Below are 11,217 nucleotides of genomic sequence, written 5' to 3' on the forward strand. Positions count from 1 at the left end.
GACGGGGCCGTGGACGAAAGGAAAGGTATGACGGTGCGTCAGAAGTCATTGACGGAGCGTCAGGAGTGGTGCGAGCCGCGCGAGGCGGCGCCCGCGAGGCGGCGCGCGGCGGCCGGAGGGAGGTCCGCGAACCGGGCGAGCCAGTCCGGGCGGTGGCCCTGACGGGCCAGCAGGTAGGCCAGGTGGACACGCGGCTCGTACGCCGAGGCCGGGGTGTCGGGCGTGCCGGAGCGGGGGCAGGCGCCGGGGTCGTCGAGGCGGTACTCGCGCTCGACGCCGTCGTGCAGGGCGAGGCGGACGCTCGGGCAGCGGTGGAACAGGGTGGTGCGCACAGCCGTACTTCCTTCCTTCCCCGGGAGGGGCGGTCGAGGGTTCCGGTGCCGGGCCGGGGTGGGAGGTGTTCGCCACCCCGGCCCGAGCGGGTCTAGTGGTTGAGCGCCGTCTGGACGATCTTGATGATCACCATGACCATCGCGAGGAGCAGGTAGGCGCGCAGGGCGCCCATGCCGACCTTGCGGGCGGTGGACATGACCGGCTTGGGCAGGGTCTCCAGCGGAGGCATCCGCCAGTTCTCGCGGCCGGTGCGGTCGATCGGGTCCTCCTTGGTGCCCTTGCGGCCGGCCAGGAAGAAGTACCCGGCGACGATCACCCCGGCGATCCCGCACCCGGCCATGATCATCAGGATCGAGTCGGAGGAGATGTCCGGCCAGACCACGGCGGCGGTGAGGATCAGCGAGAGCATCACCAGCACGCCGACCACCAGTGAGGTGAAGGCGTTGGTCTTGGGCCCGTTGACCCAGGGGCCGAGGACGGCCTTGTCGTTGCAGAGCAGCAGCAGGAACACGGTGGCGGAGGGCAGCAGCACCCCGGCGAGCACCTGGACGAACTGCGTCATCAGGCCCTGGGTGTAGTCCGTGGACAGCAGGGTGATGGCGGCCGCCGCGACGACGAGACCGGCGTAGACGGCGTAGAAGCCCTTGGCGCCCTTCACGCCGCGGTGCAGCGAGTGCTTGATGTTGAAGACGTCGCCGATGGCGTAGGCGGTGGAGAGCGAGACCGCGAAGGCGCCGATGATCGAGGCGTCCAGCAGGGCGATCGCGAACAGCACGCCGACCAGGTGACCGGCCTTGTCCTCCAGGCCCTTGGCGATGGCGCCGGCGTCGGAGAACTGGCCGACCGCGTCGGTCCCGGCGAAGGCGGCGGCGGTGAAGCCCATCATCGCGGCGGCGCCGACGATCACGATCACGATGCCGATCCACAGGTCGGCCTTCTCGTACTTCATGAAGCGCGGGGTGATCCGCTTGTCGATGACGTACGACTGCTGGAAGAACAGCTGCCACGGGGCGACGGTGGTGCCCACGATCGAGACGATGACCAGCATCACGGCCGCCAACTCGCCCGCGCCGCCCGGCATCTGCGGCACCACGAAGTCGTGGGCCATCTGCGAGGTCTTCGGGTGGATCACGAAGTAGATCGGCACCAGCAGCAGCGAGCCTATGCACAGCGCCACCGCGACGCGCTCGAAGCGCCGGAAGGAGCCGGTGAAGGCCGAGGCGATGATGATCGCCGCCGCGAGCACGACCGAGGCGACCTTGGGCAGGCCCAGGTACCCGGCCGCCAGTGTCACGCCGATGAACTCGGTGACGAGGGTGAGGGCGTTGAGGAGGAAGAGGTCGATGACGCTGAACGCGCCCCAGAACTTGCCGAAGCGCTCCAGGATCAGGCGGGCGTGGCCGACGCCGGTGACAGCGCCCAGGCGCAGCACCATCTCCTGGTTGACGTACAGGACGGGGACCAGCATGAGCAGGGTCCACAGCAGCTGGGTGCCGTAGTTCTGGCCGGCCTGGCCGTAGGTGGAGAAGGCGCCGGCGTCGTTGTCGCCGACCATCACGATCAGGCCGGGGCCGACGATCGCGAGGAGGGTCTTGAGTCTCGCCGACAACCCCTGGCGCGGTGCGTCGTCGTCGAGTCGGATGGTGCCGAGGGCACCCTTGATGTCGCCGACGTGGGCGTCGTCCAGCACCGCGGAACGCGGCCCGGGAACCTTCGAGTCGAGAGTGGAGTTGGTGGTCATGGCGTTCCTCCCGTGCCCCTGGACAGGTGGGGGCGGTCGGGGGCACGCAGCAGCGATCTTCCCTGCGAGTGGGCGCGGCGCATCGCCGCGCGGCGATGCGGCCCGTAGCGGTGTACGGGCATGGCGGAGCCGCGCGCTGTGGTGAGGTGACGATGCGTCAGATGGACGCGCAGGGAAGGTGGTTACCGCGTGCCGGAGGTGTACGAGGACAAGCGGGGGTAGGGGCAACTGTGGCCCGGACTACTGCAATCCATGTCTCTCGCCTCCTCCCGGTCGACGCACCCCGTGGTGCGTGTCATCGACGCGGCAAGGAGTTCGCCGACGCGGCGCGTGGACGCGCGAAGATGCCGGCTCACCCCAACTCGTCAGAGCTTTGGCACTCCACGGCGTGTCCAGCTCGTGCGAGCCGGAAGCCACTTCGGATCAACCCTTAGGTCGGGAAGATCTGTCCTAACCCTGGGCGTCTCTCGACGTCGTCGGATCAGTGGCCTGTGTCCGTGAAGAAGCCTCACCGAACGAGGTGCCTTCTTCAAACCTCCAGAAGCATATCCCCGCCGGAGGGCCATACTTGCGTACTTGGTAGAACCTTTACCTTTCGTGGGGTGGATCCGGGGCTCTTGCGGAGGCCGGGCCTCCGCCCGCGTTCACGCCCTGGTGACCGTCACGTTGAGGTGCTTCATGATCGGCTGGTCGCTCTGCGTGCTGTAGTCGCCGATCGCGCACAGCACGTTGAGCTCCGGCATGTACCCGGCCGCGCAGCCGCGCGGGATGTCGTACGTGACGGCCAGGTAGCCCTGCACCGAGCGGGTGCTGCCGTCCCGGGCGGTGCTGGTGATGTCGACGGGGTCGAACTCGCCGATGCCCCGCTCGCGCATGTCGTCGCGGTTGAGGAACACCAGGGTGCGCAGGTTCTTCACGCCCCGGTAGCGGTCGTTGTCCGAGTAGATCGTGGTGTTCCACTGGTCGTGCGAGCGCATGGTGCCCAGCGCCAGGGTGCCGGGCGCGGGGACGACGTCCGGCAGCGGGGCGGCGGAGAACTCGGCCCGGCCCGAGGGCGTGAGGAAGACCAGCTCGCGGGCCGGCTGCTTGATCCGGAAGCCCAGCGGCAGCCGCACCCGGCGGTTGAAGTCCTCGAAGCCGTCCAGGACCCGGGCCATGGTGTCGCGGACGCGGTCGTAGTCCTCGACGTACCACTCCCAGGGCGTCGGGCTGTCCGGCAGCGCCGCGCGGGCCATCCCGGCGACGATCGCCGGCTCGGAGAGCAGGTGCGGGGAGGCCGGGCGCTTCATGCCCACCGACAGGTGCACCATGCTCATCGAGTCCTCGACGGAGGTGGACTGCACGCCCGCGCGCTGGTGGTCCTTCTCGGTGCGGCCGAGGCACGGCAGGATCAGCGCCGCGCGGCCGTGCACCAGATGGCTGCGGTTGAGCTTGGTGCTGACCTGCACCGTCAACTCGCAGGCGCGCAGGGCCTCGTAGGTGTAGGGCGTGTCCGGGGCGGCCAGCGCGAAGTTGCCGCCCATGCCGACGAAGACCGTGACCTCCCCGCGCCGCATCGCCTCGATCGTGCCGACCGTGTCCAGGCCGTGGGCGCGCGGCGGGGTGAACCCGCAGACCTCGCCGAGGCGGTCCAGGAAGGCCGTGGACGGGCGGTGGTCGATGCCGCAGGTGCGGTTGCCCTGCACGTTGCTGTGCCCGCGCACGGGGGAGGGGCCGGCGCCCTCGCGGCCCAGATTGCCGCGCAGGAGGAGGAGGTTGACGATCTCGCGCACCGTGTCCACGCCGTGCTCGTGCTGGGTCACGCCCAGGCACCAGGAGAAGATCGAGCGGTCCGCCTCCCGGTAGATCCGCGCGGCCCCGAGGATCTCGGCGCGGCCGAGGCCGCTCTGGCGCTCGATCTCCTCCCAGGGGGTGTCCAGGCAGACCTTGCGGTAGGCCTCGAAGCCCTCGGTGTGCCGGTCGATGAACAGCTGGTCCAGCGCCTTCTCGTCCGTGGCGGACTGCTCCAGGACGGCCTTCGCCATGCCGCGCAGCAGTGCCATGTCCCCGCCGATGCGCGGCTGGAGGTTGAGGGTGCTGGTGCGGGTCGCCCGGTTGAGCGCCATGTCGGTGAAGTCGTGCGGGATGATCGTGCGGGTCGCCGCCGCCTCCACCAGCGGGTTGACGTGCACGATCTGCGCGCCGCGCTTGAAGGCCTCGGCGAGGGAGGTCAGCATCCGGGGCGCGTTGGAGGCCGCGTTGACGCCCAGGATGAACAGCGCGTCCGTGACCTCCCAGTCCTTGAGGTCGACGGTGCCCTTGCCGGTGCCGAGGGAGGCCTGGAGCGCGCGGCCGCTGGCCTCGTGGCACATGTTGGAGCAGTCGGGCAGGTTGTTGGTGCCCAGCTCGCGGGCCATCAGCTGGTACAGGAACGTCGCCTCGTTGCCGAGCCGGCCGGAGGTGTAGAAGGCGGCCCGGTTCGGGTCGTCCAGGCCGCGCAGGGCGTCTCCGACCAGGGCGAAGGCGTCCTTCCAACTGATCGGCACGTAGTGGTCGGTGGCCGCGTCGTACACCATCGGCTCGGTGAGGCGGCCCTGGTCCTCCAGGGCGAAGTCGCTCCAGCCGTCCAGCTCCGTCACCGAGTGCGCGGCGAAGAACTCGCGGCCGACGCGCTTGCGGGTCATCTCCCAGGTGACGTGCTTGATGCCGTTCTCGCAGATGTCCAGGTGCAGGCCCTTGGTGTCGTCCGGCCAGGCGCACCCGGGGCAGTCGAAGCCGCCGTTCTCGTGGTTCATCTTCATGACGGCGCGCGGCCCGTCCACGTACGTGCCCTCGCGGGCCAGGAAGCGGGTGACGCTCTTGGCGGCGCCCCAGCCGGCGGCGGGGTGGTGGTACGGCGCGAAGTGCGGCTCCCCGGCGGGGGAGGGGCCGACCTGCTCGTCATCGGCGTTGGTCACGGTGTCCGCCTTCGTGTCCGCGTAACGGAAGGGCCCCCGGGGGTCGAGGCTAGTCCGGCGGGTGGGGCTCGGCGAGTCAGGGGAACCGGTTCAGGGGAGCCGGTTCAGGACACCCGCGAGGTCGGTGCGGCGGGCCACCTCCAGCAGGGCGCGGGCCATCGGCGGGGCGGGGCGGCGGTCGGGGAGCACCAGGGCGATCGGGGCTCCGTGCTCCGGGGTGGTGAGGGGCAGGGCGCGCATGCCGGACGGGACGCCGAAGACGTGCAGCCAGGCGTACGGGACGACGCTGGCCCAGCGGCCGGTGCGGACGTGGGCGAAGAGGGAGGCGACGGAGTCCGTCTCCACGCGGGGGCGCGGGGCGAGGCCGAGGCCCGTGAAGACGTCGTCGAGCACGCGGCGGCCCTGCATGCCCGGCTCCAGGAGGCAGAGCGGCAGGGTCGCGGCCTGCTCCCAGGTGGCGTCGGGGCCGCCCTGCTCGTCCGTCTCCGTGGTCAGCTCCGTGGTCAGCTCGGTGGTCAGCTCCGAAGTCAGCTCGGTGGTCAGGAGGACGTACCGCTCCTCGTACAGGGGGTGCGTCCGTACGCCCTCGGCGGCCCCGTCGGGGGCGTAGGTGATGCCCGCGTCGATCTCGAAGTCCCGTACGCGGCGCAGGACCTCCTCCGCGCGCAGGTCGGTGCGCAGCTCCACGGAGGCCAGCGGGTGCGCCGCGCAGAACGGGTCGGTGAGCAGGGCGACGGCGCCCGAGGCGGTGGGCACCGAGCCGATCCGCAGGGTGCCGCCCAGGCCCGTGCGCAGGGCGGTGGCCTCCTCGCGCAGCGCGTCCCGGTCGGCGAGGAGGCGCTGGGCGCGGCGCAGGATCCGCTCGCCCTCGGGGGTGAGGCCCTCGTAGGCGCGGCCCCGGCGGACGAGGAGCACCTTGAGCTCCTCCTCCAGCTTGCGCAGACCCTCGGAGAGGGCGGGCTGGGAGACGTGGCAGGCCTCGGCGGCGCGGGCGAAGTGGCGCTCGCGGGCGAGGGCGACGAGGTACTCCAGTTGGCGCAGGAGCATGGAGGTCAGCCGGTTCGGATGTGGTCGGTGTCGATGCGGTCGGTGTCGATGCGGTCCGTGCGGGTGTAGACGTTCATGGACTCGCCGCGCAGGAAGCCGACCAGGGTCAGGCCACTCTCCTCCGCGAGGTCCACGGCCAGGGAGGAGGGCGCGGAGACGGCGGCGAGAAGCGGGATGCCCGCCATCACGGCCTTCTGCACCAGCTCGAAGGAGGCCCGGCCGCTGACCATCAGCACCGTGCCCCGGGCGGGCAACAGGCCCTCGCGCAGGGCGTGGCCGATGACCTTGTCCACGGCGTTGTGCCGGCCGACGTCCTCGCGCAGGCAGAGCAGGTTCCCGTCCGCGTCGAACAGGCCGGCCGCGTGGAGGCCGCCGGTGCTGTCGAACACCTTCTGGGCGGCGCGCAGGCGGTCGGGGAGGGCGGAGAGCTGCTTCGGGGTGACGCGCAGGCCGTCCTCGGCGACGCTCCAGGTGGCGGTGGTGCGGACGGCGTCCAGGCTGGCCTTTCCGCACAGGCCGCAGGAGGAGGTGGTGTAGAAGTTGCGCTCCAGCGAGGCGTCCGGGGCGGGGACGCCGGGAGCGAGGGCGACGTCGACCACGTTGTAGGTGTTGGAGCCGTCGGCGGTGGCACCCGCGCAGTAGCGGATGGCAGCGAGGTGGTCGGCGGCGTGCAGGACGCCCTCGCTGACGAGGAAGCCGGCCGCCAGGTCGAAGTCGCCGCCGGGGGTGCGCATGGTGACGGTCAGGGGGCGGCCGTTGACCCGGATCTCCATCGGCTCCTCGGCGGCCAGGGTGTCGGGGCGGTGCGACGGCACGCCCTCGCGCAGCCGCAGCACCCTGCGGGGGACGGTCACTCGGCCCATGGTGGTCGGCTCCTTGGTGGCGACGTTCGTACGAGTGCATCATCCTCCCGCTTCGGGCTCCCGCTTCATCCTCCGGCTTCGGCCTCCCGCTTCGGCAGGTGGCGGCGGCTGTGGGTGGCGGTGACGGCGAGGGTCATGGTGCCCACGGCGGCCATACCGGTGAGGAGGGCCGGGTAGGAGGCGTGGCCGGCGGTGCCGGTGAGGAGGAGCGGGGTGACGAAACCGCTCGATGTGGTGGTTTGGTACAGCGAGGCGGAGGAGGGCCCGCAGCGCAGGCGCTCCACCTCGTGCAGGCCCGCGCCGAGCGTCAGCCCGTAGCCGGTGCCGAGGACCACGGCCGCCAGCAGCACCAGGGGGACGGAGGCGCGGGCGGCGGCCAGGGCGCCGAGGAGCAGGCCCAGGATGACGACCGCCATCGCGCCGAGGGTGGCGCGGGCGCTGCGGGCGTCGTCCAGGCGGGCGGCGAAGGGCTGGGCGAGGACGCCGGTCGCCAGGGTCAGCGCCGCGACGAGGCCGCCGAACAGCGGCGCGTAGCCCGGCACCTTGTCGGCGACCAGCGGCGGCAGGACCACGTACGCGACGGTGGCGGCGCCGAGGACGGCCGGGGCGGCGGGGAGCACGACGAAGCGGAAGCGGGGGTGGCTGATCGCCTCCCGGTGCGCGTCGAGGTGGCGCGGCGGGCGGTGGGCGGCGGCCGTGTCCGGCAGGCGGCGGGTGGCGCGCAGGACGAGCAGGCAGGCGGCCGCGTGGGCCAGGGCGGGGACGGTCATCGGGCCGGGCAGCCACTCGGCCAGCACCCCGGAGGCGAGGGCGCCGGCCGCGAAGCCCGTCCCGGTGGCGTACATCGCGCGGCGGGCCGGGACCTGCGGCGGCGCGGTGGGGCTCGACAGCTCGCGCAGCCAGGCCGCGCCCGCGAGGAACACCAGGCCCGCCGCGAAGCCCGTCGCCAGGCGGCTCGCGTACCCGGCGCCCTCCTCGCCGGTGGCGAGCAGCAGGCTGGCGGCGGCGGAGAGGGCGAGCGCCGCCCGTACGGTGCGGCGCCGGCCGAAGCGGTCGGCGGCGGGGGCGGCGAGGAGCAGGCCCGGTGCGAGGCCGAGGAGGTAGACGGAGAACATCCCGGCCAGGGCGAGCGCGGACCAGTCGGTGCGGGCCCGGTAGACGGTGGCGAGCGCGGTGAACTGGTTGGCGCCCCAGGCGGCGACGGCGACGGCCGCTGCTGCGGGGAGCCAGCGGGGGGCTTGCATCGGGGCTCGTCTCGGTGGGCTCGGTGGGCTCGGTGGCGGATTCCGGCGGATTCCGGCGGATTTCGGCGCGGAATTCATTGTCGGCGAATGCGGAAACGGGGGTCAAAGAGGGAATTCCTGTGACCTGATAGGCGCGGCCTATCGGGCGCCACGAGGGCTTCGAGCCCGCGCTCCGGGCCGTTCCTATTCGCCGATCGCCAGAACCGTGGCGCTCGCCGCGCCGGCCGGGGTGTCGTAGGCGACGGTCTCGCCCGCGTGGCAGCCGATGATGGCCTTGCCGAGCGGGCTGTCCCAGGTCACGAGGGTCCGCTCGCCGAGCTCGGCCAGCTCGGTGACCTCGACGACCTCCTCCTCGCCGTCCCCGAAACGGACGGTCACCGTGGAGCCCACGCCCACCACCGTCGTGGAGGGCGCCCCGGCCACCGCGGCCTCCGCCAACCGCCCCTGGACCTCGGCGATCCGGTCGTCCAGCCGGGCCACCTCGTCCGCCCGCTGCAACTCGTCGGCCTCGTCCGCCCGGTCGCCCACCGCGTCGTCCTCCCCGCGCAGCGTCCCGGCGGCTCTGTCACGCTCGGCGCGCAACCGCGCCAGCTCCTCCTGCGCCACGCGCAGGCCCTCGGCACTGATGGGTTCGGGACCACCGCTCATACCGACTCCCAAGTCGCTTGCGGACGGGCCGTTTCCATTACCCCACCCCGCCGTGGAGGCGGCAACTCCGGGGCAACTCCGCAGCAACTCCGGGGCGCCGCTGGGCAGTCGTGCCGCGGAGGGCGGGGGCAACGGATAAACCGCCGCGCGGGTTCATCGGAAAACGTCAGGAATCGGTTCGGCGTGAACTGCCGCCAGGATTCCCGGCCCTGTCATATGGATTCCGTATGGAGCCGCGGAATCCAGGATTTCGGGGCCTACGATCCATCTTCGCCGAGTAGAAAGATGGTTCCCACATGAAATCCCTGTCCCGACTGAAACGCGCCCTGGCATGCGGGGTCGCCGCGGTCGCCGTGGTCTCCGGTCTGACCGCACAGGCCCAGGCCGCGCCCGCGGCGGCCCCCGTGGACAAGACCTGCGGCACCCCGGCTTCGGTGGGCGGCGGCAACTGCATGACCGCGTTGATCGGCTCCGCCTTCGACATGATCCGGGGCATGCGCAACGCCGCCAACCTCAACAAGCTGGACAACGCGGAGTTCACCCAGAACACCGCGTCGAAATTGAGCGCGAAGTTCCCCGGGTTCAACGTCATGGTCTACAAGACCGTGGGCACCGACCTGTACGACACCGAATGGTTCAAGGGCGAGTACAAGTCCGACATGAAGGGGGTGCTGATCGACACCACCTACAAGCTCAACCATTTCCTGGACAAGGAGAAGAAGGACCCGTCCGGCTACGACGTGTTCCGGATCTGGGTCTTCCAGGGGGACTCGACGTTCCGCAACCGGACCGACGGCGGCTACATGAACTGGGCGTTCGTCGGCAACGACGGCGACAGCGTCAAGAAGGAGTCGTGGACGTGCCGGTCGGGGACCGCCCGGCCGTACAAGTGCGACGGTGACGTGCGGAGCATCCACTTCCCCGGGCGGTCCGGCTACGGCACCCGTACGGGCAGCCTGACGCCCGACTCCAGCGCCCCCGGCTACCACGCCTGCCTGGACGTCAGCGGCAACAACAGCGCCAACGGCACCCCCGTCCAGATGTGGACGTGCAACGGCGGCGACGCCCAGCGGTGGACCTACAACGGGTACAAGCTCCAGGCCGCCAACGGCAAGTGCCTCGACCTGGCGGACAACAAGGCCGAGAACGGGAACAAGCTCCAGGTCTGGGACTGCCTGGACATCCCCGGCCAGCGCTGGAACATGTCGGCCGCCGGCGGGTTCCGGCACATGACGGACCTGGACGACCGGTCCAAGGACATCTGCATCGACGACTTCAGCGGCCGGACGGGCGACGGCAGCACCGTCTCCGCCTGGTCCTGCGGCGCCGAGGACAAGCGGGACGCGCCCAACCAGAACTGGGCCTGGGGCGGCACCCCGCCGACCACCACCCCGCCGCCCAGCGGCAACGGTGCCGACGTGACCCTGAAGCTCGACAACGGCCTGGGCGCCATCCCGGTCAACGGCTCCGCCGGCGCGTCCGTCGTCGCCGGGATCCGGGGCGGCAACGAGTCCAAGTGGAAGCTCACCCCGGTGGGCGGCGGCCGCTACCGGATCACCAGCTCGTACGGCCTCGAACTCACGGAGAGCGGTGGCTACATGGCCGAACTCCAGCCGTGGAGCAACTCCGACCAGCAGAAGTGGCAGCTCGTCCCGATCGGCAACGGCCACTACCAGATCCGGATCTCCGGCGACGACTGCCTCGCCCACGACGCCGACTTCAAGCAGCTCGGCGTGTGGACCTGCAAGCAGGACTGGCACCAGGGGTGGGTGCTGGAGGGCGCGTCCGGCGGCGTGATCACGCCGACCGACCCGACGAACCCGACGAACCCGTCGAAGCCGGACCCGAACCCCAAGCCGAAGCCCAACCCGGGCGCCGACATCCCGACCGAGCGGCCGCTGTTCCTGAAGCTCTCCAACGGCCTGGGCGCGTCGGCGCCGACCGAGACCGCGAGCTGGGGTTCGCCGATCGTCGGAGGCATCCTGGGCTACAAGGGCTCCCGGTGGACGATCAAGCCACTGGGCGGTGACCGCTACCGCATCGTCAACGACCTCGGCTACAACCTCACCGAGAACCCCGACACCTACGTCGCGGAGCAGCAGGCCTGGGGCAACACCGACAACCAGAAGTGGCAGTTCGTGAGCCTCGGCGGAGGCAAGTACCGCGTCCAGATCGACGACGACAACTGCCTCGCCCACGACGCCGACTTCAAGCAGCTCGGCGTGTGGACCTGCAAGGACGGCTGGAAGCAGGAGTGGACCTTCCAGCTCCTCTGACCGGCACCTCCTGACCGCCGCGGCGGGGGGCCCCCCCCCCCCCCGGGCGGGGGGGGGGGGGGGGGGGGGGGGGGGGGGGGGTGGGGGGCCCCCCCCCGGGGGCGCCCCCGGGCTGAGGGCGGGGGGGGC

General features: G+C 71.5%; 8 protein-coding genes and 1 riboswitch. Of the genes, 1 reads left to right on the top strand and 7 read right to left on the bottom strand.

The window, feature by feature from the left end; all coding sequences use genetic code 11:
* Positions 1 to 59: 59 nt before the first annotated feature.
* The 7 genes from ACIRRS_RS05605 to ACIRRS_RS05635 all read right to left on the bottom strand — a co-directional run bounded on the left by ACIRRS_RS05605 (position 60) and on the right by ACIRRS_RS05635 (position 8,812).
* A complete protein-coding gene (locus ACIRRS_RS05605; RefSeq protein WP_402965445.1) occupies positions 60 to 332 on the bottom strand; it encodes a hypothetical protein in 273 nt (90 codons plus the stop codon).
* A gap of 92 nt (positions 333 to 424) precedes the next feature.
* Positions 425 to 2,074: an NRAMP family divalent metal transporter gene (locus ACIRRS_RS05610; RefSeq protein ID WP_402965447.1), complete on the bottom strand. Its 1,650-nt coding sequence runs from the start codon at positions 2,072 to 2,074 to the stop codon at positions 425 to 427.
* A 349-nt stretch (positions 2,075 to 2,423) separates the two neighbouring features.
* Positions 2,424 to 2,601: riboswitch (M-box (ykoK) riboswitch) on the bottom strand.
* 117 nt (positions 2,602 to 2,718) lie between these two features.
* Entirely contained in the window at positions 2,719 to 5,010 is a 2,292-nt protein-coding gene (locus ACIRRS_RS05615) for an FdhF/YdeP family oxidoreductase (RefSeq protein ID WP_402965450.1), read from the bottom strand.
* Between the two features lie 90 nt (positions 5,011 to 5,100).
* On the bottom strand, positions 5,101 to 6,057 hold the full coding sequence (locus ACIRRS_RS05620; protein WP_402965453.1) for a LysR family transcriptional regulator: 957 nt from the start codon (positions 6,055 to 6,057) through the stop codon (positions 5,101 to 5,103).
* 5 nt (positions 6,058 to 6,062) lie between these two features.
* A complete protein-coding gene (gene fdhD / locus ACIRRS_RS05625) occupies positions 6,063 to 6,920 on the bottom strand; it encodes a formate dehydrogenase accessory sulfurtransferase FdhD (protein ID WP_402965455.1) in 858 nt (285 codons plus the stop codon).
* A 65-nt stretch (positions 6,921 to 6,985) separates the two neighbouring features.
* Positions 6,986 to 8,164 carry an MFS transporter gene (locus ACIRRS_RS05630; RefSeq protein ID WP_402965458.1) on the bottom strand — a complete coding sequence of 393 codons (1,179 nt, stop codon included), beginning with the start codon at positions 8,162 to 8,164 and terminating at the stop codon, positions 6,986 to 6,988.
* Between the two features lie 183 nt (positions 8,165 to 8,347).
* A complete protein-coding gene (locus tag ACIRRS_RS05635) occupies positions 8,348 to 8,812 on the bottom strand; it encodes a GreA/GreB family elongation factor (RefSeq protein ID WP_402965461.1) in 465 nt (154 codons plus the stop codon).
* Between the two features lie 296 nt (positions 8,813 to 9,108).
* Here ACIRRS_RS05635 and ACIRRS_RS05640 point away from each other — a divergent pair, with 296 nt between their 5' ends.
* Entirely contained in the window at positions 9,109 to 11,088 is a 1,980-nt protein-coding gene (locus ACIRRS_RS05640; protein WP_402965463.1) for a ricin-type beta-trefoil lectin domain protein, read from the top strand.
* The last annotated feature ends 129 nt before the right edge of the window (positions 11,089 to 11,217 follow it).

It is taken from the genome of Kitasatospora sp. NPDC101183 (assembly GCF_044767945.1).
In the GTDB taxonomy this organism is placed as follows: domain Bacteria; phylum Actinomycetota; class Actinomycetes; order Streptomycetales; family Streptomycetaceae; genus Kitasatospora.

Bases quoted from the DNA above. Each gene is read 5' to 3' on its own strand.
- ACIRRS_RS05640 (WP_402965463.1), top strand. From the start codon at position 9,109: ATGAAATCCCTGTCCCGACTGAAACGCGCCCTGGCATGCGGGGTCGCC.
- ACIRRS_RS05610 (WP_402965447.1), bottom strand. From the start codon at position 2,074: ATGACCACCAACTCCACTCTCGACTCGAAGGTTCCCGGGCCGCGTTCC.
- ACIRRS_RS05620 (WP_402965453.1), bottom strand. From the start codon at position 6,057: ATGCTCCTGCGCCAACTGGAGTACCTCGTCGCCCTCGCCCGCGAGCGC.
- ACIRRS_RS05635 (WP_402965461.1), bottom strand. From the start codon at position 8,812: ATGAGCGGTGGTCCCGAACCCATCAGTGCCGAGGGCCTGCGCGTGGCG.
- ACIRRS_RS05630 (WP_402965458.1), bottom strand. From the start codon at position 8,164: ATGCAAGCCCCCCGCTGGCTCCCCGCAGCAGCGGCCGTCGCCGTCGCC.
- fdhD (WP_402965455.1), bottom strand. From the start codon at position 6,920: ATGGGCCGAGTGACCGTCCCCCGCAGGGTGCTGCGGCTGCGCGAGGGC.